The sequence below is a fragment of the Kribbella pittospori genome (assembly GCF_004331465.1).
Taxonomy (GTDB): Bacteria; Actinomycetota; Actinomycetes; order Propionibacteriales; family Kribbellaceae; genus Kribbella; species Kribbella pittospori.
Window position 1 is genome coordinate 303,487 of sequence record NZ_SJKB01000005.1, and the last position, 20,117, is coordinate 323,603.

Below are 20,117 nucleotides of genomic sequence, written 5' to 3' on the forward strand. Positions count from 1 at the left end.
TCCTTCGCTTGGGCGTCGCTCTGACGGTAGGCGCTTTCCGTTATGCAGGTCCAAGCCCGATTTCGCATGAACCGATACCGTGCCGGTATGGACCTCTCGCTCCAGCAACTGCGCGGCTTCGTCGCCGTCGCCGAGGAACTCCACTACGGCCGCGCCGCCCAGCGGCTGAACATGACCCAGCCGCCGCTGACGCGGCAGATCCAGGGCCTGGAGCGATCTCTTGAAGTACGGCTGTTCGACCGAACCGGTCGGGGCGTCCGGCTGACTGCGGCCGGCGACATGTTCCTGGAGCACGCTCGCCGGGTGCTCGCGCTGCTCGAAGTCGCTCCGGAAGCGACGCGGCGGGCGGCCGAGGGACAGACCGGGACTCTGCGGATCGCGTTCACCGCGATCGGGGCGTACGCGGTACTGGCCGACTTCCTCATCATGGTTGCGAAGCGGACTCCAGCGGTGACGGCCGAGCTCACCGAGTTGGTCAGCCCGTCGCAGTTCGAGGCGCTGGCGAACCTGGAGATCGATCTCGGGCTGGTCCGGCCGCCGATCCCGTCGCAGTTCGAGTCGGTGTTGGTGCACTCAGAGGATCTGGTGGTCGCCGTACCGGCCACGCATCCGTTGGCGGAGGGGGACTCGCCGGTCGCGTTGGTCGAGGTGACGGACGGCTACATCGGCTACAGCCCCGAGGGATCGCAGTACCTGCACGACATCTGTGCGGCGATGATCGGGATGGATCGGTACGCCGTGAGTCAGCTGGCCTCGCAGGTGCCGACGATGCTGGCGCTGGTCAGGGCCGGATTCGGGTGTGCGTTGATCCCGCGCTCGATCAAGGCGATGGGTGTCGAGGGGGTTCGGTACCGGGAGCTCGATCCGGCCGACGCGCACTCGGTGACCCTGCACGCCTGCTGGAGTCCGGACAGCCCGAACCCGGCTCTCCAGCGCCTGGCTGAGTCGCTTCGCGAGAACCCGCTGATGGCTTGACTTTGAGCACGCTCTAACTCATAGGCTGCGAAGCATGACAGCACAGCACAAGATCGGTTCGGGATTCGGGCACGACAGCACTGCAGACGACGTTCTGGCCGGCATCGACCTGACCGGCAAGCTGGCGGTCGTGACCGGCGGCTACTCGGGGCTCGGTCTGGAGACGACCCGCGCGTTGACCAAGGCCGGCGCGCGGGTCGTCGTACCAGCGCGACGACCCGCCGCCGCTAGGGAGGCGCTGGCGGACGTGCCGGGCGTCGAGATCGACGAACTGGATCTTGGTGATCTGGAGAGTGTGCGTGCGTTCGCGGAGCGGTTCCTCGCGTCTGGGCGCAGCATCGACATCCAGATCGACAACGCGGCGATCATGGCCAGCCCCGAGACTCGGGTCGGTCCGGGCTGGGAAGCGCAGTTCGCCACCAACCACCTTGGCCACTTCGCGCTGGTCAACCGGCTGTGGCCCGCGCTGACGGCCGACGGCGGCGCACGCGTCGTGTCGGTGTCGTCGACGGGACACCGGCGCTCGGACATCCGGTGGGACGATCTCGAGTTCCGGCAGGGCTACGACAAGTGGCAGGCTTACGGGCAGGCGAAGACGGCCAACGTGCTGTTCGCCGTCCAGCTGGATGCCCTCGGCAAGGATTCCGGCGTACGCGCGTTCGCGTTGCACCCGGGTGGGATCCTGACCCCGCTGCAACGTCATCTGACCCGCGACGAGATGGTCGGCTACGGCTGGATCGACGCGGACGGCAACCCGGTCGGCCAGGGTTTCAAGTCACCCGAGCAGGGCGCTGCGACTCAGGTCTGGGCCGCGACGTCGCCGCAACTCGACGGACTCGGCGGTGTCTTCTGCGAGGACTGTGAGATCGCGGAAGTCTCCACCGACGACAGCCCGGGCGTTCGTCCGTACGCCGTCGACCCGGCGTCGGCGGCCCGCTTGTGGACGGTCTCGGCCGAACTCACCGGAGTGAACGCCTTCGGGTAAGGTGGTCAGCACCGGAACAGCGGACGAAGGAGGTGGGACCGATCACCAGTCAGGCAGGTTGGTTGCTCCCGCCTCGAGTGGTCAGCGTCGTTCGCTGACTGTGGGAGCCTCGTAGTCGAAGGGGTTCTGTGTCTGTTTCTTCTGTTCCATCATTTGACCTCGGCAGCGTTGTCGATCGGTTGCGCGCGGCCGGTTGCGTGTTCGCCGAGGACGAGGCGGCGATGATCGCCGAGACCGCTCGTGACGACGCCGAGCTCAGAGCCATGGTCGATCGCCGGATCGCCGGGCTGCCGCTCGAACACGTCCTCGGCTGGGCATCGTTCCGCGGGCTGCGGATCGCCGTTGATCCCGGGGTGTTCATTCCGCGCCGGCGGACCGAGTTCCTGGTGGCCGAAGCGTTGCGGGTGACCGCGCCGGGTGCCGTCGTACTCGATCTGGGGTGTGGCTCGGGTGCATTGGGAGCGGCGATCGCGGCTGAGCAGCAGGTGTCCTTGTACGCCGCGGACATCGAGCTGGCCGCGGTTCGGTGTGCTCGGCGCAATCTCGTGCCCTGGCGGGGCTCGGTGTATCAGGGCGATCTGTTCTCCGCGTTGCCGGATGAGCTGCGCGGGCGGATCGACGTACTGCTGGCGAATGTGCCGTATGTGCCGACGAACGAGATCCGGCTGTTGCCGCCGGAGGCTCGGTTGTACGAGCCGCATGTGACGCTCGACGGTGGGCCGGACGGGCTGACGACGTTGCGGCGGGTGGCCGCGGCGGCGCCCGAGTGGCTCGCTCCTGGTGGTCATGTGTTCGTGGAGATGAGCGAGCATCAGGCTCCGCTGGCGAGGGCGGTGCTGGCCGAGCACGGTCTGGCCGCCGAGATCGTCGCTGACGACGACCTCGGCGCGACCGTTGTGTATGGCATCAAACCCGCCGCTGCACGTGCAGGAGGTAGTCCCGCCGGTTGAGCGGGTCGTGGTCGGTGCGCGGGCGCTCCGGGATCGGTCCGGTGACCGGTTGGTAGCGCTCGAACGCCGACTCCAGCACGCCCTCGCCCCGGGTCAGGGCGGGCAACTGCTGCTCGAACTCGTACACGGCTGCCGCGGGGATTTCTCCTTCCAGGGTTGAGGTTTCCGCGGCCAGTGCCGGCACCTGCGGGATCGCGCGCAGGCGGGCCAGCGCGGCCAGGACGGCCCGGGTCGTGTCGGTCGGCATCTCCAGCCGGAACCGGTGCATCGGCTCGTGGACCTGGGTGCCGGCCTGTTGGAGCGCGGTCATCAGGACCAGGGGAGTGAGGTTCCGGAAGTCGCCCGCCGTACTCGACATGCTCTTGTCGAAGACGGCGTGCGCGTGGCTCTGCCGGGCCGAGTAGCCCGAGTGCGTCATCACCACATGCGCGTCCGGGATCTGCCAGCCGTGGATCGCCTGGTGGAGTGTCTCCCGGACGGTCTCCTCGACCGCCTTGATGAACGCGTACGGCATCGAGCCGAGCTCCACCTCGAGTTCGAACGTCACCCCGGTGTTCACCGGCGCCGGCTCGACCCGCAGGCCGACGGTGGCGAGGAACGGGTTCGCGTCCTTCTTGTTGAACTCCACCGCCGCGCCGGCGCCGAGCAGCCGCTCGATGCAGATCGTGGTGGTCTCCCGGAACTCGACGTCGATCCCGAACTCGGTCGCGAGCGTCGTCTGAATGACCTCCTTCTGCACCTCGCCGTACAGCGACACGTAGGTCTCCTGCCGCAGGTCGTCCTGCCGCAGGTTGATCAACGGGTCCTGCTCGGCGAGCTGAGACAGCGCCACCCGGAGGTTCCCCTTGTCCGACGGCCGTGCCGGCGAGATCACCGTCTCCAGGGTCGGCGGAGCGAAGAATCCGGTCGTGGTGGCGGGCGTCGGCTGGTCGGTGGCGGTGATGCGATCGCCGATCTGGATGTCGGCGAGGCCCCACAGCTTCCCGATCTGGCCGGCGTTGACCGCGAACGCCGTACCCTCGCCGAACACCTCGAGAGCGGTCAGCTTGGCCTCGCCCGTGTCGCCGAAGCGCAGCCTGTCGCGGACGTGCGCCGTACCGGAGAACATCCGGACATACGCGACCTTCTCACCGGCTGGGCCGCGCTCGACCTTGAACACCGATCCGTCGACCCGCTCCTCGTCGTTGCCGGCCAGCGGGAGGAACTCGCGGATGCCCGCGGTCAGGGCGTCGGTGCCGGCGCCGGTGATCGCGGAGCCGAAGTACACCGGGTGGACCAGCGCCTGCTTGGTCTGGCGGGCGAGCGCGCGGCGGAGAACGTCGTGCGAGAGCGCCTTCTCGTTCTCCACGAACGTTCGCAGCAGGTCCTCGTCGTTCTCGGTGAGCACTTCGAGCAGGGCGCCGTACGGATCGCCGCCGTTGTACGGCGTGAACGTCGCCTCGCGGGTGCCGAGCCGGGTGGCCGATCCCATCGGGACGATGGCCGGGGTCAGCTTGTCCGCGATCGACTTCAGTACGGCGTCGTACTGCGCGCCGGGCCGGTCGAGCTTGTTGACGAAGATCAGGGTCGGGATCTTCAGGCGCTGCAGCGTGCGCATCAGCACGCGGGTCTGCGCCTGCACGCCCTCGACCGCGGAGATGACCAGCACCGCTCCGTCGAGCACGCTGAGCGCGCGCTCGACCTCGGCGATGAAGTCCGGGTGGCCGGGGGTGTCGATCAGGTTGACGGTCACGTCGCCGATGGCAAACGAGACGACCGCCGACTTGATGGTGATACCGCGCTGGCGTTCCAGCGCGAGGGAATCGGTCTGGGTGCTGCCGTTGTCGACGCTGCCGATCTCGTCGATGACGCCGGCCGCGTAGAGCAGCCGCTCGGTCAGACTCGTCTTACCGGCATCGACATGCGCCAGGATCCCGAGGTTCAGTAATTTCACGCAGCTTCATGTCCCTTGAACAGGTGTGGATGGCTTGCACGGCGAACATGAAGCGAGGTCGCATGGCAGCTCTCCTTGGTAGACACCTGTTTCGGACGAGTTCGAGTACAGCAGCCTCCGGCCGACCCCGGCAAACGGTTTAGCCCTCCGCTACACCGTAGGGTCATCGCATGCCCACTTACTCCTGGTGTGCGCGTGCCTGACCCCCTCGACACCGCCGCCCTCGTCCTCGGCACCATCACCCATTCCGAGCCGGTGAACGGGTTCGTCATCTACGCCGGTTGCACGCGATCACCGGGGCGGCGTACGGGATCCTCGCAGAGGGTCTGCATCCGACGTGGCCGGACTTCCTGAGCACCGCGACCGAGCAGCTCGACGAGATCGTGCCGGCCGACCTGGCGCCACGCTGACGGCGATCATCGACTGGTCCGACGCGACGTACGGCGACCCGCTCTACGACCTGGCCAGGTTCTCGATCTCCGGTGCAACCGAAGCGCTTCTCGACGGCTACGGCATTGAGCTGACCCCTGCCATCGAGAAGACGTTCTCGCTGTACCGCATCGTCTGGTCGCTGATCGCGCTGTACGCCGAACACCGGGCCGGCGGCGACTGGTTCGACGCACACATCGTGCGGATCACGAAGGAACTGCCGGGCTAGTTGATCAGCGTGCCGACCGGGGTGCCGGTGCTGATGGAGGAGGCGGCCCCGGTGCGGTCGATGTCGAAGACGTGGAGCGGGAGGCGGTGGTCGCGGGCCAGGATGAAGGCGGACTGGTCCATCACGCCGAGGCCGCGGTCGATGACGTCCTGGTAGCTGAGGTGGTCGAACCGGCGCGCGTCCGGGACCTTGTTCGGGTCGGCGTCGTACACACCGTCGGTGCCGTTCTTGGCGACCAGCAGGGCATCGGCGCCGAGCTCGACGGCGCGCTGTACGGCGGGGTAGTCGGTCGTGGTGAACGGCTGACCGTTGCCGGAGGCAAGGAGGACGATCGCGCCCTTCTCGAGGTGCCGCAGGGCGCGCAGCCGGATGTAGGGCTCGGCCATGTTGTTGATCGGGATCGCCGTCATCAGGCGCGCGTCGTCAGCACCGAGCGCGGCCAGCCGACCGCGCAACAGGACCGCGTTGATGATGGTGCCGAGCATGCCGATGTTGTCGGCCTCGACCCGATCGATGCCCCAGTCCTCGGCCCGATTGCCGCGGAAGACGTTGCCCCCGCCCACAACCACCGCCACCTGTACGCCGGTAGCCCGCAACGCGATCACCTCGTTGGCCAGGTGGGTGAGCCGCTCGCTGTTGAACCCGAACGCGTCACCCCCAGCAATCGCCTGCCCAGACAACTTCACCACAAGCCGCCGATACATGCTGCTCCATCCGCTCGAAACCCGCCGCTGATCCCGCGCCATTCTGCCCTGGACGGCGCGGGGTGGGCGCGCGAAGCTGGGCGGGTGACTGAGTCCGAGCACGAGATGGTGTCTGGTGCGCGCTTCGACGACGTGGGGCTGCCTGGCGCGGCGTTCCACGATGTCAACCTGGCCGAGGCGCTCTTCGAGGACGTCAACCTGAGTAACGCACGCTTCGACGACGTGAATCTGTCTGGTGCGCGGTTCGACAATGTGAATCTCAGCGGCGCGACGATTCGTGGTGCGCGGTTGGTGGACGTGTCGCTCGACGGTGACATCCGCGGCTTGCGGGTCTGGGGTGTCGACGTCGTACCGCTGATCGATGCCGAGCTCAACCGTCGTCAGCCTGGCCGGGAGAAGATGCGCCCGACCGATGCCAACGGGTACCGCGAGGCGTGGGCCCTGCTCGAGCGGCTGTGGCCTGAGACGATCGCCCGCGCCCGCGCGCTGCCGCCGGAGCTGCTGCACGAGTCGGTGGACGGCGAATGGTCCTTCATCGAGACGCTGCGTCACCTCGTCTTCGCGACGGACGCCTGGGTACTGCGGACCGTCCTCGGCGAGCAGTCTCCGTGGGACCCGCTCGACCTGCCCCACGACGAGATGCACGACACGCCTCCTGTCCCGCGCGACCGGACCGTTCGGCCGTCGCTCGACGAGGTTCTCGTCCTGCGTGCCGACCGGATGGGCAAGGTACGTGCGATCATCGCGGAACTCACCGACGAGCGGCTGGCCGAGCGGACGACGCCGGTGGCCGAACCCGGGTACCCGGCGTCCGACAGCTACCTGGTCGACGACTGCCTGAGCTGCATCCTCGGCGAGGAGTGGGAGCACCGCCAGTACGCCGAACGCGACCTCGCCGTACTGGAGACGTCGTAAAACTGTCCGGGCGATGGCCTAGCGTTCGATGAACCGTGACTGAGGGGGTTGGCGATGGACATGTTGACGGTGCAGGCGATCCAGGATGCCGGGGTGTCGGACTGGCGGAAGCTGGCTCAACGGCTGCACGCACGGTTCCTGGTCGCGTCGTTCGCCGACGGGCTCAAGTTCCTGACCGCGATCGGCGAGACCTGCGCGGCGGCCGAGACCGAGCCGGACGTGCGGGTCGGTGCGACCTTCGTGGATGTGGCCCTGGCTAGTCCCGACGCGGTGTACCGCGATCCGGACGGCGTCGAGTACGTGTTCCCGTCGGTGACACAGCGGGACGTCGAGCTCGCGCGCCGGATCAGTGCGATCGCCGGGTCGCATGGTGTGCAGGCCGATCCTGCCGGAGTGGTGCAGCTGGAGATCGCGATCGACACCGCCGATCCCCAGAAGATCGGTCCGTTCTGGGCGGCGGTGCTCACCGGCAGCACGGACGCGCTGGGCGGTGTCGACGTCGGTGATCCGACCGACCGGATCCCGAACCTGTGGTTCCAGCGCACCGATCCGCACGAGCCTCCCCGGCAACGCTTCCACCTCGATCTGTGGCTGCCACCCGAGGTCGCTCCCGCCCGGATCGAGGCGGGGCTGGCCGCCGGCGGCACCATCACCTACGACGCCGAGGCACCGAGGTTCACCGTCCTGGCCGACCCAGACGGCAACAAGGTCTGCATCTGTACGACGGAAGGTCGCTGACAGCCCGCGCCGTCAGAGGTCGTAGCCGCCGGAGGCTTCGATGGTTTGGGCGGTGATCCAGGCACTCTCGGGGGAGAGGAGGAAAGCGATCACCCTCGCGAGATCCTCTGGCTCGCCGATGCGGCCGAGGGCGGTGCGGTCGGCGATCGGCGGGATCAGGTCGGGGAAGCGAGAGAACGCGTCGTCGCCGAGGCGAGTCCGGGTCACGCCGGGAGCGACTGCGTTGACCCGGATCCGGCGTGCGCTGAGTTCCTTGGCGAGGTAGCGGGTGAGGACGACCTGCGCGCCCTTCATGCTCGCGTAGACCGAGTAGCCCGGTTCCGGCCGGGCGCTTGGCAGAGCGGAGGTGCTGGTCGTGTAGACAATCGACCCACCGTCCGCGATCAGCGGCAGCAGTGTCTGTGTGAGGAAGTACGGCCCCTTGAGATGCACCTGGAGCATCTGGTCGAACAGTTCCTCGGTGGTCTCCTCGAAGGGGACCGGCATCTGCCCGACGCCGGCGTTGTTCACCAGGTAGTCGAACGAGGTGCGATCCCACCGCTCGCGCAGCGCCACCTCGACCGCGGTCCTGAAGTCGGCGAAGGTGTCACCGCTCCCGACATCGAGCGGCAGCGCGACCGCCGTACCGCCGTCCTTCTCGATCCGTTCGACCGTCTCCACGGCGCCGGCCTGGTTGCCGCGGTAGGTCAGGATCACCCCGACCCCGCGCTGGGCGAGCTCGAAGGCCGCGCCCTGCCCGATGCCGGAACTCCCGCCGGTGATCACTGCGATCTGCATGATTGTGTCAATCTCCTAGAACGTCATGAACAGGTACCTCTCCAGTAGACGGTCCGGTCTGGGCACGTCGGTAGACGATTCCTCGCCGACGCTTGCACGATCCTGCTCATTTCGGAGCGATGACCAGCCGGGTGATCAAGTCCTCGTTGAGGCTGAAGGTGAAGTCGAGGTCGACGGTGCCGCCCGGGAAGTTGCCCTCGAGGTGATGGGTCGCGACGTACGTCGTGTCGTCCACTTGGCGCGCGGCCACGAACTCAGTCGTGAAGGTGTACTCGCTCGCGGCCCGGCCGAGCCAGGCGCGGATTTCGTCAGGACCCCGGTACGTCGTGCCGTCGTCGGTGACCACCGCGTCCGCGGCGTACCACTGCATCGCGGCATCGAGGTCGCGGGCGGTGTGAGCGGACAGGTAGTTGGTGATCGTGGTTGGGAGGTTCATGCCGTCGACTCTCGGTGCTCCCGGCGGGCGAGGGTCAAGAAATTGACTCTCTCGCCGCGGGAGGGTGCACAGTGGCGACGTGCATCCGGGGCTGACGATCGGCGAGTTCGCGCAGGTGACGCACTTGAGTGTGCGCACGCTGCGGCGGTACCACGAGAGCGGGCTGCTCGAGCCCGCGTCGATCGACCCCTCGAGCGGCTACCGGTACTACACGACCGAGCAGATCCCGTCGGCGCAGGTCATCCACCGGTTGCGGGAGCTCGACGTACCGCTGGCCGAGGTCGGCAAGATCCTGGCGACCGACGATCCACACGCTCGCGCCGACCTGATCGCGGCGCATCTCGACCGTCTGCAGACTTCGCTCGACCGGACGCGGGCCGCGGTCACCTCGCTGCAGCGGCTGCTCCGGCCGGAGTCCGGCGATCTCGTCGTCGAGCTGCGGTCCGAGCCGACGCGAATGGTCGCCGCGATCACCGACGTTCTCGACCTGGACGACGTACTGCCTTGGTACGACGGAGCGATGGCCGAGCTGACCGCCGCCGTCCACGATCGGCTCGGGCCGCCGGGTGGTCACTACGACAACGAGCTGTTCGCCGCCGGCCGTGGCGCCGTACTCGTCTACCTCCCGGCCGCCGACCCGCCGTCGTACGGACGAGTGCGGCCGGTCGAGCTGCCCGCGGTGGAGCTCGCGGCTACCGTCCACCGCGGCTCCCACGACGACATCGACGTCACCTACGGCCGCCTCGGAGCTTGGGTTGTCGACCACACGCTCGCGGTCGACGGCCCGGTGCAGGAGACGTACGTCGTCGGTCCGCGGGACGACCCGGATCCGGCGTCGTGGCGCACGGAGATCGCGTGGCCGGTGTTCCGCCTGACCGGCTAGTGCAGTCGCCGCCACTCCTGCGGGGTCATGCCGTGGGCGGCCCGGAAGCGGCGGGTGAAGTGACCAGCGTCGAGGAAGCCCCACGCGGCCGCGATGCTCGCGATCGGGCGATGCCGGCTCGCGGGATCCGTGAGCTGCCGGGTGGCGTGCGCGAGACGCTCGCTGATCAGCCACTGCTCGAGGCTCAGCTGATTCTCGGCGAACAGCTTGTAGAGGTAGCGCACCGAGATGTTGTGCTCAGCTGCGATACGGGCGGCGCTGAGCTCAGGGTCGGAGAGCTGCCGTCGTGCGTACCAGAGGATCCGGGTGAACAGTACCTCGGCCGGCGCGGGCGGATCGTGGTCCGCGACGGAGGTCAACAGGGCCCGGACGAGTTGGCTCGTCGCCGCGCCAACCATCTCGGCCGAGGTGGTTCCCTTGATCGAGGCAAGGATCCCGGGCAAGACCGTGAGGTGATGGAGCACGAGCTCGTACAGCGGACTGGCCGGCAGGCGGTGCGCGGCCGCGCGGACCGCTTCGACGCTCAACCCGAGGTCTTGGTAGTCGATCTGGAACGCCTGGGACGCGCTGTGACCACTCCATCCGAATTCGTACGGCGCGGTCAGGTCAACCAGCATGAGTTCGCCGGTGCGGACACGCTGATCGTTGCCGGCCTGGCTGAACTGTCCCTCGCCGATCACTTGGACCGCGAGCGCGAGTCGTTCGGGTCCGCCGATGCGGACATGCTTCGGCGTCCGGACCAGCCGGATGCCGGAGCCCTCGTTGCGAAACAGGTCCGGCGTACCGAGCAGCCAGAAATCCATCCGTGCGTGGACGTTGCCGGACGGGTCCTCGTGCTCGACGCGTGACGGCACGCTCGCCGACATCATCGCGGCGTAGAACGCCTCCGCCCGGTCCTGCCGCGGGAGCGCGGCGGTATCCAGCAGCACGGCCATCGCCATCCCCCTCCACCCCTGAACCTGGTGGGCGAAGCTGTGCACACACAGCCCAGATCCGTGCACGGTCATCCTACGGAGCCCGGCGTACCCGCAGCTAGGTTGCAGGCGGGCAGTTCCGACGACGGAGGGGGTACGCGATCATGGCCGACACCATCGTTCTGGTCCACGGCTTCTGGGTCACACCGCGCAGCTGGGAGCACTGGATCACGCACTACGAGGCCCGCGGGTTCCGCGTGCTGGCGCCTGGATATCCCGGGTTCGAGGTCGAGGTCGAGGCGATCAACGCCGACCCGACCACGGTCCTGAAACTGACAGTTCCGGCCATCATCGACCACCTCGAGTCGGTGATCCGCGAGCTCGACGCGCCGCCGATCATCATCGGTCACTCGGCCGGCGGGGCGTTCACGCAGGTCCTGCTCGACCACGGGTTCGGCGCCGCCGGCGTCGCGATGTGCTCGGCGCCGACCGAGGGCGTGCGGGTCGTACCGCTCTCGCAGGTTAAGTCGACGTTCCCGGTGCTGAAGAGCCCGGCGAACCGGCACAAGTCGGTCCCGATGACCTTCGAGCAGTGGAACTACGCCTTCACCAACACCTTCGCCGAGGACGAGGCGCGGCGGCTCTACGAGCGGTACGCGATCCCGGCGAACGGCGGGATCCTGTGGGGGAGCGTGCTGGCGAACTTCCAGCCCGGTCACCAGGACACCTGGGTCGACTACCACAACGACTCGCGGGCGCCGCTGCTGTTCGTCTCCGCCTCGGAGGACCACATCATGCCGCCCGAGGTGCAACGCTCGAACGCCAAGCACTACAAGTCGAAGACGATCACCGAGACCCGCGAGTACGACGGCTACGCGCACCTCCTGATGGCCCAGGACGGCTGGGAGAAGATCGCCGACGACGTACTGGACTGGGCCCTGAAACACGCCTGACTCCTGGCACGATGTGAGGCATGACGGATCGGTTGGCGGGCGGCTTCGATCAGGGTGCGTCGCTGGTCGACGGCACCGTTCGGCGTACGCCGGGACCGTGGACCTCGTCCGTCCATGCCTTGCTCACGCACCTGAACTCGGCCGGCTTCGAGGGTGCGCCTCGTGCGTTGGGGTTCGACGGTGCTGGCCGGGAGATGGTCAGTTTCCTGGCCGGCGAAACGGTGGGGAACTCCCGGCCGTGGCCGGCTTGGACGCACAGCGATGAGGCTCTGGTTGATGTTGCCGATTGGCTTCGGCGGTATCACGCTGCGGTGGCGGACTTCGTTCCGCCGGCTTCGTCGTACTGGCGTGAGGGTGGTGAGTGGCGTCCGGGGTTGATCATCGGCCACAACGATGCCGCGCCGTACAACGCGGTCTGGAACGTCGGCGGTCTCGTCGGTTTCGTCGACTGGGACATGGCCGGGCCGATCTCGCCGGAGCTCGATGTCGCGTGGGTCGCGTTCTCGTGGACGCCGCTGCATGCCGCGCGCGTGGTTGCCGCCGAAGGGTTCACCGAGCTGGCGTCTCGGCCGCGGCGGCTCGCGCTCTTCCTTCGCCGGTACGGCTGGGCCGGCACGACTCAGGACGTTCTCGATCTCATCGCTACCCGTCTCAACCACCAACTGGCCGTCATGAACGACAACGCGGCGGGTGGCGACGCGACGTACCAACGGATGCTCGACGCCGATCGCCACCGCGACCTGCAGGTCGCACTTGAGGAGCTTCAGCGGGCGGGGCGGGAGACGTAGGCCGTCTTCTCGCCGGGGTCGAAACCGCAAGCCTTGTAGAACTGGTGTGTGGCGGGGGTGCGCGACCCGGTCATGAGCATGACCTTGTAGCAGCCGGCATCCCACGCGGCCTGCAGTGTGCGCGCCATGATTTGCTTCCCGAGGCCGGTGCCACGTCGGTCGGCGTCGACCACGACGTTCTCGATCACGGCGTACGGCGAGGCGCCGCGGGTCAGGTTCGGGATCAGATTGAAGTACGTCGTTGCCACGACGACCCCGTCGACCTCCAGCACGAACAGGCGCAGTCCGGGCGTGCGGAGGATTTCCGCGAAGACCTCCTCCTCTCCGCCGCCCAGTTGGTCTCGCGGATGTAGCTGCCGGTACAGCCGCATGACAGCGTCGAAGTCCCCAGCGTCCGCCTCACGAAACATGCTGCGCAGCCTAGTCGGGGAGTTCCATGAGTGGGTGCAGGACCTTGAAGAGCCGCGCGCGCTGCTCGAAGTCGGCGTCGGCCGGGTAGTGGTGGAGTACGGCGTCGAAGAGTTCGCTGGGGATCCTGGCGAAGTCGAGGGCGGGATCATCGATGATTGCGTCGCCGAAGTCGATCACGGCGGTGAGACCTCCGTCGACGTACCAGTGGGCTGGACGGAAGTCGGCGTGGATCAGGGTCCGGGGCGGCTGTGATCGCTCGAGTTCGGTGAGGGCTGCGCCCATTCGGAGATGGGTCGCGCCGTCGAGCGACGCTGCTTGGTAAGTGCCGCGGAGCTCGTCAAGCGTCCGGCCCTCGCGTACTCCGAAACCGCGAGCGGTGTCGATCGGGATCTCATGAAGCGCGGTCAGAAACTGAGCGAGTTCGTCCGCCGGCACCTCAGGCCCTGGTACGCCGACCACCTCACGCTCGACGATCGCGACCGGGAGGGCGCCATCTCCCGGCAGGTCGAAGGCGCTGTGCACTACCGGGAGGCCCAGGCATTCGAGGTGCCGGAGCAGCGGGGCCTCGAAGCGGCGACCGCCTCGCCACGTCCAGGGCTCGGGGTAGTCGTTCGACACTCGCACCACCCAGGCGCCGTCCGGGCCGGCGAAGCGGTACGCCGTACTGCCGATGCCTCGCCCGATCAGCTTCACCTCGGAGAAGTCGGCGTCCGGCATCCTCGAGAGGATCGCGGTGCGGATCGGCGCGGGCAGGTCGGCGGGACTCACGCGCGGGCCCGTTGGAGGGTGGTCGGCCTGGCGGATGGTGAACTGGACGTGGTCAGGGCGGTCGAGCGGAGAGGCGCGGAATGATCACGTGTGTTGTCGACTACACCATCGATGCGGCGAAGGTGGCGGAGTTCGAGCGGTTCGCACAGCGGTGGATCGAGTTGGTGAATGAGCACGGTGGGACTCATCACGGCTACTTCCTCCCGTCCGAAGGTGCGAGCGACAAGGCGCTGGCCCTGTTCAGCTTCCCGAGCCTGGCGGCGTACGAGGAGTACCGCCAGCTGTTCGGCGTACATCCCGACTTCGTTGCCGCCGACAAGATCCGCGACGACAGCGGCTGCGTCCTCCGCTACGAACGCTCGTTCATGCGCCCGCTCCTCCCGGACTGACGCCGTCATGGGCGGGCCGTCAAGCGCTGCGGAAGGTGCAGCGGGATCACTTGGCGTCGAGGAACGTCGTGACGGTGTCCTGGACGAGGTTGGTGCGGGACAGGCCGAAGAAGTGCGTGGTGCCGGGGAAGACGGCCAGTTGATTGGCGGGGACGCCGGTCATGTCGCCGTTGACGTCGCCGCCGCGGAGCTGGAGGAAGCGGACCGCGTGCTCGAGCTTGACCGCGTCGCAGTCGCCGACGGTGAAGAGTGTCGGCGCGGCGATGCCGCGAATCTCGTCGTCGGACCAGCCGTCGAGACCCCGGTCGTAGCCGCCGAGCTTGGTCAGCAGCGTCTGCAAGTGCTCGTGATCCGGGTGCGGCGACTTGGCCAGGTACTCCGCTTCCATCGGCGTACCGGCGATCATCTCGACCTTCATCTCCATGATGGCCTCGTCGCTCGAGCCACGCTCGCCGTCGCGGCTGAACGACACCGACGAGATCACGGCCTTCCGGACCAGCTCCGGGTGCTTGATCGTCAGGTACAGCGCCACCGCACCGCCGACGCTGAACCCGAACAGATCCACCTTCGGTACGTCGAGATGCTGCAGCAGCCCGACCACGTCGGAAGCGAGGTCGACCGTGCCGAGCGGCCGGTCGATGTCGTTGGTGTATCCGTGCCCCTGGAAGTCCGTCGCGATGACCTGCCGGTTCTCGGCGAGCGCCGGCAGCAACGCGCCGAACTGCAGATCGATGTTGAACAGCCCGCCGTGCAACAACAGCAACGGCGTCCCACCGGAGCCGTGGATCTCGTAGTACATCTGCAGCCCGTTGACCGCGGCGTACCCAGTCTGCTTGCTCACAGCACCCCCACGAGGAGACAGAAAGGATGTCCGGCCGGGTCGGCCAGGACATAAAGAGGCTCGGACTCTACCCCGGTCCGGTCGTACAACAGCTCCGCTCCGAGCTCCTCGGCCCGCCGCCGGTGCAGGTGCAGGTCGTCCACCGTCGGTACGGCGTAGTCGATGTGGAGCTGCATCGGTACGTCGGCCGACGGCCAGGTCGACCGTGGCAGCGAGTCGACCTTCTGGATCGCGAGCTGACGGTTGCCGTCGTCATCGACCAGCACCAGCCAGCTGTCGTCATCCGCCGCACCGTCAGCCGGCGCCTCGTCTCCCGGTCGATAGCGCAACCCCAGCAATTCCCGGTAGAACTCAGCCAGCCCACGACCATCCGTCGTATCCAGAGCCGTATGCATTCGTCGCGGATACGTCGCCATCCCACCACCCCGCTCCTCAGCGAGCCCCCATTCGACAACACCCCACCCCCCAAGGCAACCCTCGCGTGCCCGGGCCGGGTCAGGCTGAGGTGGGGGTTTTGAAGGAGCGGCGGTAGGTGTCGGGTGGGACGCCTACTACGCGTTTGAACTGGCGGCGGAGGGTGGTGGCTGTGCCCATGCCGGTGGCGGTGGCGACTGAGTGGATGCTCTGGTCGGTTGACTCGAGGAGCTCTTGGGCGCGGCGTACGCGCTGGGTCAGGAGCCACTGGAGTGGAGTCTGACCGGTGATCGATCGGAAGAGCCGGGTGAGGTGGCGTGGGCTCGTGTTCGCGCGGCGAGCGAGGTCGGTGACGGTCAGCGGCTGATCGAGCCGTTCCTGGGCCCAACCGAGTAGCTGGGACAGCATGTGATCACCCGACACAGGCACCGGCGTCGCCACGAACTGCGCCTGCCCGCCATCCCGATGCGGCGGTACGACGAGCCGCCGGGCGACGGCGTTCGCAACGGCCGCACCGTGGTCGAGGTGCACCAGGTGCAGACACAGATCCACCGCGGCGGCTTTGCCCGCGGCCGTCAGCACGTTGCCGTTGTCGGTGTAGAGGACGTCCGAATCAACATCAGCCAGCGGGAACCGCGCGCTCAGCTCCTTCGCGTGACCCCAGTGCGTCGTCGCCCGCCGACCATCCAGCAGACCGGCCGCACCCAGCACAAACGCTCCCGTACACAACGACGCGACCCGAGCACCCGCCTCGTACGCCGCCCGCACTGCATCCACCAGCTCCGTCGGCGGCGGTACGTCGACGTCCGCGCACGCCGGCACGATCACGGTGTCCGCGTCGACCAGCCGATCGAGCCCGTGGTCAGGCTTGACCGTGAACGGACCGACCTGGATCGACTCGGGTCCGCAGAGCATGACGTCGTACCAGGGCTCACCCGGCGGTGGGTTGCCGAAGATCTCGTACGCGACCCCGAACTCGAAGTGCAGCAGCTCCCCGGCGGTCGCGAGGGCGACAGTGTGCATGTCCGAAAGTGTACGCATGGTGTCGTTCCGGACTCTCACGATTTTGCCTGCCGGACGGCGAGACTCGACCCAAGAGACAGTCTGATCGGAGGAACGATGGGTGCAGTCGTGGTCTACGGAGCGACCGGGCACACGGGTCGGTTCGTGGTCGAGGAGCTGCTGCGTGGTGGGGTCGCAACGGTCGCGTCGGGCCGTGATGCCGGCGCGTTGGAGATGCTGGCGGCCAAGTGGGGAGATGTCGGAGTGCGTCCGGCCGCGGTCGATGACGCGCGCTCGTTGGACGCCGCCCTGGCCGGTGCGGATGTGGTCGTCAACTGTGCCGGTCCGTTCGCCGTCACGGGCGGACCACTCGTCGACGCGGCGGTACGGGCGGGCATTCCGTACGTCGACGTAGCCGCAGAAATCGAGGCCAACGTGGCGACCTTCGCCAACCACGCGGGGGCTCGGACTCCGGTCGTGCCGGCGATGGCGTTCTACGGTGGGCTGGGTGATCTTCTGGTCACGGCGGCGCTGGGGGAGCGGACCGCTGCCGACTCGGTCCACATCGCTTACGGTCTGAGCAGCTGGCATCCCACGCCGGGCACCCGCGCGGCCGGTCAGGTCTCGCAGGATCGTCGTGGTGGTCGTCGCCTGCGGTTCACCAACGGAGGCCTGCAGTACCACGACGACAAGCCTGTGATGCAGGACTGGGTCTTCCCGGAACCGCTCGGCCGACGTCGGGTGATCGCCGAGTTCACGATGGCCGATGTGGTGACGGTCCCGAGCCACTTGGACGTGCCGGAGGTTCGCACGGACATGACTGTCGAGGCCGCTCAGGATCTGCTCGGTGAGGACACACCGCCACCGGCGCCGGTCGACGAGCTCGGACGATCCGACCAGACCTTCGTCGTCGACACGCTGATCCGGATCGGCAACAAGGAGCTGCGTGCGACGGCGAGTGGGCAGGACATCTACGCGATCACGGCTCCGCTCGCCGTTGGCGCCGTACGGCGGATCCTGGCGGGCGAGACGCGGACGTCGGGGTTGGCGTCGGCCGGAGCGATGTTCGACGCGCGTGAGTTCCTCGCGACGCTGTCGGCGTACCTGAAGGTCGAGATGCCGGACTAGTCCGGATGCGGGAGAATTGGTGGATCCCCTGCTTCTCCCCCCGCGTCGTGCCAGGGCGCCCCGCACGCGGGCACCCAGCCGCAAGGCCCCGGATGTGGGCACCCGGACGCTATTCGGAAGGTTTTCGCCGCCTGGTGGCACCTTCTTTCCGGAAATCGCACCATCCCCGGTGCCCGAACCCTGAAGCACTCCATCTGGCCGGCGGACGTGGCCTCCACGAGGCCGGCGGAGGTCGGGCGCGGGTCGCGGTTTCCACGCCGTCTGCACCCATCGACCTTGAGCACCGCTCAACCACCCGCGGCCGGTTCAAATGGCTGGCGCGTGCTCAAGGTCGCAGCAACACCTGCAAGCCAGGTCAGCTCCGGCGGTGCAGCTCGTCCGCCGCGAGGGGGGCGAGGCCGATCTGGCGGCGTGCTGCGCACGCCGCTGCTCCGCGATCAGATCCAGCCGACCAGGGCGCTCATGAACTCCGAGAAGTGGCTGTACCAAATGCTGTGGCCCGCACCGGGCACTGACCGCACCTCGAACCCAAGTGCCGTCAGCTCGGCCGCCCTGGCCGTCGACACGTACCGACTCGGCTCGGCTCGAACCACGAGCGACGGGATCTCGGCGGTCGGTGGCTGACGCACCGGCCTTCTCGCGTGGGAGAGCTCGAGCGCTGCCGCGGTCGCACACCGGGCACCACGCTGGATGCAGGCGAGCGCCTTTGACCCGAAGATCCACGCGCAGTGCCTCGCCCTCTACAACCGCTACCAGCCAACCCCCGAACACGACGGTCAGCAGGCGATCGGTTTCGGCTGGCTCCTGGCCAACGTCGCGTACCTGAACTGGGCCGCGAAGCACCGCACCTGATGACATGATCGGCCGATGCGTCCTGACCGCGAGGCCGAGTACGTCGAGCCCGCCGATCTGTTCTGCGGCCGCTGCACTGCGATGACCGAGTTCGCCACCGCGCCGTCGACGTTCACGGTCTCGATGATCGGGACGTCACTGCTGGGGTGGGGCAGCCGCTGCCGGGAGTGCGGGTCCGACGGTCGCGTGCTGTGGTTGATCTTCGGGATTCCGTTGATCCCGCTCGGGCGGTACCGGGTGATTTCGGCCGGCGGTGGGGAGTACTACGGCCGCAAGCGGCTCGCCGGCAGACGGATCAGTGCGCTGACCGCCGCGCTGCAGCCCGCTCCCGACGTACCTGCGGAGTTGCTGGCCGACAAGACGTACCGGCAGGCCGACGAGCTGTGGTTGTCGGCCGAACCGCGGGACGCGCTCCGGCTCTTCGAAGAGATGCGCGCATCGCACGAGGCGACCTTGGCGGCTGACGATCCGGCGGTGATCCATCTGCGCCTGCGGGGGGCCCAGGCGCTGCTGGCCACTCACCACAAACATGCCGCGCTGGCCCTTTTCGAACATGTGGCGACCGCGGCCGCGCTTCGCCTGGGGCTGGATCACCCAGTCACCCGGTGGGCTGCCGAGGCGGCCGGCCGAGCGGCCGAGTCGTGGACCAGTCCCAAACAACTCGCCAGCCTGCTCGCCGCCGCGGCGGATCCGACCGCGGAGATCCCGACCGACCAGGACGTCCGCGCGGTGACGCACCAGATCCGACTCCACGCGTCAGCCGCCCGCGCCCACCTCCGCATCGGCAAGGTCAAAGAAGCCCTGTGGTACGTCGACAACGCATTAGGCGCCAGCTACGAGTTGCACGGCCCGGACCACCCCGACACCGCCGTCCTCCGCCACACCCTGCACACGGTCGCCGAGGCTGCCAACCCGCAAGACAAGAACCTCCAGGCCGAGATCCACGCCTGTCAGCAAACCTGGCAACCCAAGTAGCCGATCAGATCCATCCCTCGAGCGCGTCCATGAACTCGGCGAAATGCCCGTACCAGATGGAATGCCCCGCGCCCGGCACCGACCGGACCTCGAACCCCAGCGCCGCCAGCTCAGCCGCTCGCGCCTTCGATACATACCGACTCGGCTCGGCGCGAACCACCAGCGACGGGATCTCGGCCGTCGGAGGCTGCGACCCGCGGTGTGCCAACTCGAGCGCAACCGCGGTCGCGACATCAAACCGCTTCGCCGCCACGGCCTCCACCTCAAGATCCTTCTCCGACCACCGCGGCTTGCTGACCCGGAGCGCCTCAACCGTCCGCCCAGCCTGCGCGGACAGAAACCCTGACGTCAGCTCATCCGTCGTGCGCTGAGCCCCGTCATCAGCCAGCGGGATGTCGACGTACACAGCCCTGGCCGGCCGCAACACAGGCAACGCCGCAGCCAACACAACCCCACCTAACGAGTGCCCGATCGCCAGCTCAGGTTCACAACCGACGGTGTCCACCACCGACGCAGCAAACATCCCCACGCTCGCATCCGGAGCCGCCGGAGACCGGCCATGCCCTGGCAGAACCACAGCAACCGCCCGATATCCCCGCTCAGCCAGCGCCGCTCCAATCCGCCAAAACTGCTCCCCAGCCCCCAACATCCCATGCAACAACACAGCCACCCGCCCGCCCTCACCCCACTCCACAGTCCTCAGCTGCATGCAGGCATGTCTATCTCAC

Annotated in this window: 25 protein-coding genes; 13 read left to right on the forward strand and 12 right to left on the reverse strand. The window is 67.9% G+C overall.

The annotated features are described in order from the left end of the window. Window positions 1–87 precede the first annotated feature (87 nt). From E0H73_RS18210 to E0H73_RS18220, 3 genes are all read left to right on the forward strand, one after another. Window positions 88–975: a LysR family transcriptional regulator gene (locus tag E0H73_RS18210; protein ID WP_131357397.1), complete on the forward strand. Its 888-nt coding sequence runs from the start codon at window positions 88–90 to the stop codon at window positions 973–975. Between the two features lie 34 nt (window positions 976–1,009). Further along, window positions 1,010–1,960, forward strand: a complete 951-nt coding sequence (locus E0H73_RS18215) for an SDR family NAD(P)-dependent oxidoreductase (RefSeq protein WP_131357400.1) — start codon at window positions 1,010–1,012, stop codon at window positions 1,958–1,960. 128 nt (window positions 1,961–2,088) lie between these two features. After that, window positions 2,089–2,910, forward strand: coding sequence for a putative protein N(5)-glutamine methyltransferase (locus E0H73_RS18220; protein WP_131357403.1), 822 nt, complete (start codon window positions 2,089–2,091; stop codon window positions 2,908–2,910). Here the strand turns inward: E0H73_RS18220 and E0H73_RS18225 are convergent. Then, a complete protein-coding gene (locus E0H73_RS18225; RefSeq protein ID WP_131357406.1) occupies window positions 2,867–4,843 on the reverse strand; it encodes an elongation factor G in 1,977 nt (658 codons plus the stop codon). The two genes, E0H73_RS18220 and E0H73_RS18225, sit on opposite strands and share 44 nt — an antisense overlap. A 337-nt stretch (window positions 4,844–5,180) precedes the next feature. Between E0H73_RS18225 and E0H73_RS18230 the strand changes: the two genes are divergently transcribed. Continuing rightward, window positions 5,181–5,501, forward strand: a complete 321-nt coding sequence (locus E0H73_RS18230) for a phosphotransferase (protein ID WP_131357409.1) — start codon at window positions 5,181–5,183, stop codon at window positions 5,499–5,501. Here E0H73_RS18230 and pyrH read toward each other — a convergent pair. Then, window positions 5,498–6,205 carry a UMP kinase gene (gene pyrH, locus E0H73_RS18235; protein ID WP_131357412.1) on the reverse strand — a complete coding sequence of 236 codons (708 nt, stop codon included), beginning with the start codon at window positions 6,203–6,205 and terminating at the stop codon, window positions 5,498–5,500. The two genes, E0H73_RS18230 and pyrH, sit on opposite strands and share 4 nt — an antisense overlap. An 84-nt stretch (window positions 6,206–6,289) precedes the next feature. Between pyrH and E0H73_RS18240 the strand changes: the two genes are divergently transcribed. Both E0H73_RS18240 and E0H73_RS18245 read left to right on the forward strand, forming a co-directional pair. Then, on the forward strand, window positions 6,290–7,120 hold the full coding sequence (locus E0H73_RS18240; RefSeq protein ID WP_238164067.1) for a DinB family protein: 831 nt from the start codon (window positions 6,290–6,292) through the stop codon (window positions 7,118–7,120). 54 nt (window positions 7,121–7,174) lie between these two features. Continuing rightward, on the forward strand, window positions 7,175–7,858 hold the full coding sequence (locus E0H73_RS18245) for a VOC family protein (RefSeq protein ID WP_238164068.1): 684 nt from the start codon (window positions 7,175–7,177) through the stop codon (window positions 7,856–7,858). 12 nt (window positions 7,859–7,870) lie between these two features. Here E0H73_RS18245 and E0H73_RS18250 read toward each other — a convergent pair whose 3' ends face one another. Continuing rightward, complete coding sequence (locus tag E0H73_RS18250) at window positions 7,871–8,635, reverse strand: SDR family NAD(P)-dependent oxidoreductase (RefSeq protein ID WP_131357415.1); 765 nt, start codon at window positions 8,633–8,635, stop codon at window positions 7,871–7,873. 106 nt (window positions 8,636–8,741) lie between these two features. After that, window positions 8,742–9,071: a nuclear transport factor 2 family protein gene (locus E0H73_RS18255; RefSeq protein ID WP_131357417.1), complete on the reverse strand. Its 330-nt coding sequence runs from the start codon at window positions 9,069–9,071 to the stop codon at window positions 8,742–8,744. A gap of 79 nt (window positions 9,072–9,150) precedes the next feature. On the opposite strand from E0H73_RS18255, the gene E0H73_RS18260 reads away from it, so the two are divergent. Beyond that, window positions 9,151–9,954, forward strand: a complete 804-nt coding sequence (locus E0H73_RS18260; protein ID WP_131357420.1) for a MerR family transcriptional regulator — start codon at window positions 9,151–9,153, stop codon at window positions 9,952–9,954. Here E0H73_RS18260 and E0H73_RS18265 read toward each other — a convergent pair. Beyond that, entirely contained in the window at window positions 9,951–10,895 is a 945-nt protein-coding gene (locus E0H73_RS18265; protein ID WP_165555735.1) for a helix-turn-helix domain-containing protein, read from the reverse strand. The genes E0H73_RS18260 and E0H73_RS18265 overlap by 4 nt on opposite strands. 137 nt (window positions 10,896–11,032) lie before the next feature. On the opposite strand from E0H73_RS18265, the gene E0H73_RS18270 reads away from it, so the two are divergent. Continuing rightward, window positions 11,033–11,821, forward strand: a complete 789-nt coding sequence (locus E0H73_RS18270) for an alpha/beta hydrolase (protein ID WP_131357426.1) — start codon at window positions 11,033–11,035, stop codon at window positions 11,819–11,821. Between the two features lie 20 nt (window positions 11,822–11,841). Beyond that, window positions 11,842–12,609, forward strand: a complete 768-nt coding sequence (locus tag E0H73_RS18275; protein WP_131357429.1) for a phosphotransferase — start codon at window positions 11,842–11,844, stop codon at window positions 12,607–12,609. On the opposite strand, the gene E0H73_RS18280 is transcribed toward E0H73_RS18275, so the two are convergent. Together E0H73_RS18280 and E0H73_RS18285 are read right to left on the reverse strand one after the other, a co-directional pair. Next, window positions 12,585–13,019, reverse strand: coding sequence for a GNAT family N-acetyltransferase (locus tag E0H73_RS18280; protein WP_131357432.1), 435 nt, complete (start codon window positions 13,017–13,019; stop codon window positions 12,585–12,587). The genes E0H73_RS18275 and E0H73_RS18280 overlap by 25 nt on opposite strands. Before the next feature lie 10 nt (window positions 13,020–13,029). Further along, entirely contained in the window at window positions 13,030–13,788 is a 759-nt protein-coding gene (locus E0H73_RS18285; RefSeq protein ID WP_131357434.1) for an aminoglycoside phosphotransferase family protein, read from the reverse strand. An 80-nt stretch (window positions 13,789–13,868) separates the two neighbouring features. Between E0H73_RS18285 and E0H73_RS18290 the strand changes: the two genes are divergently transcribed. Beyond that, a complete protein-coding gene (locus E0H73_RS18290; RefSeq protein ID WP_131357437.1) occupies window positions 13,869–14,177 on the forward strand; it encodes an NIPSNAP family protein in 309 nt (102 codons plus the stop codon). Window positions 14,178–14,223: 46 nt separating this feature from the next. Here the strand turns inward: E0H73_RS18290 and E0H73_RS18295 are convergent, their stop codons facing one another. From E0H73_RS18295 to E0H73_RS18305, 3 genes are all read right to left on the reverse strand, one after another. Continuing rightward, window positions 14,224–15,018 carry an alpha/beta fold hydrolase gene (locus E0H73_RS18295; RefSeq protein WP_238164069.1) on the reverse strand — a complete coding sequence of 265 codons (795 nt, stop codon included), beginning with the start codon at window positions 15,016–15,018 and terminating at the stop codon, window positions 14,224–14,226. Continuing rightward, window positions 15,015–15,434 carry a VOC family protein gene (locus tag E0H73_RS18300; protein ID WP_131357440.1) on the reverse strand — a complete coding sequence of 140 codons (420 nt, stop codon included), beginning with the start codon at window positions 15,432–15,434 and terminating at the stop codon, window positions 15,015–15,017. Before E0H73_RS18300 ends, E0H73_RS18295 begins: the two co-directional genes overlap by 4 nt. 79 nt (window positions 15,435–15,513) lie before the next feature. Further along, complete coding sequence (locus E0H73_RS18305) at window positions 15,514–16,455, reverse strand: helix-turn-helix domain-containing protein (protein WP_131357443.1); 942 nt, start codon at window positions 16,453–16,455, stop codon at window positions 15,514–15,516. 96 nt (window positions 16,456–16,551) lie between these two features. On the opposite strand from E0H73_RS18305, the gene E0H73_RS18310 reads away from it, so the two are divergent. Next, window positions 16,552–17,562, forward strand: a complete 1,011-nt coding sequence (locus tag E0H73_RS18310) for a saccharopine dehydrogenase NADP-binding domain-containing protein (RefSeq protein ID WP_131357446.1) — start codon at window positions 16,552–16,554, stop codon at window positions 17,560–17,562. A 437-nt stretch (window positions 17,563–17,999) separates the two neighbouring features. On the opposite strand, the gene E0H73_RS18315 is transcribed toward E0H73_RS18310, so the two are convergent. Continuing rightward, window positions 18,000–18,191, reverse strand: coding sequence for an alpha/beta fold hydrolase (locus E0H73_RS18315; RefSeq protein ID WP_131357449.1), 192 nt, complete (start codon window positions 18,189–18,191; stop codon window positions 18,000–18,002). Window positions 18,192–18,252: 61 nt separating this feature from the next. Here E0H73_RS18315 and E0H73_RS45880 point away from each other — a divergent pair, with 61 nt between their 5' ends. Both E0H73_RS45880 and E0H73_RS18320 read left to right on the forward strand, forming a co-directional pair. Further along, window positions 18,253–18,414: a hypothetical protein gene (locus E0H73_RS45880; protein ID WP_165555736.1), complete on the forward strand. Its 162-nt coding sequence runs from the start codon at window positions 18,253–18,255 to the stop codon at window positions 18,412–18,414. A gap of 15 nt (window positions 18,415–18,429) precedes the next feature. After that, on the forward strand, window positions 18,430–19,389 hold the full coding sequence (locus E0H73_RS18320) for a hypothetical protein (protein ID WP_131357452.1): 960 nt from the start codon (window positions 18,430–18,432) through the stop codon (window positions 19,387–19,389). A gap of 4 nt (window positions 19,390–19,393) precedes the next feature. On the opposite strand, the gene E0H73_RS18325 is transcribed toward E0H73_RS18320, so the two are convergent. Then, window positions 19,394–20,098, reverse strand: a complete 705-nt coding sequence (locus tag E0H73_RS18325) for an alpha/beta fold hydrolase (RefSeq protein WP_202867439.1) — start codon at window positions 20,096–20,098, stop codon at window positions 19,394–19,396. Between the last annotated feature and the right edge of the window lie 19 nt (window positions 20,099–20,117).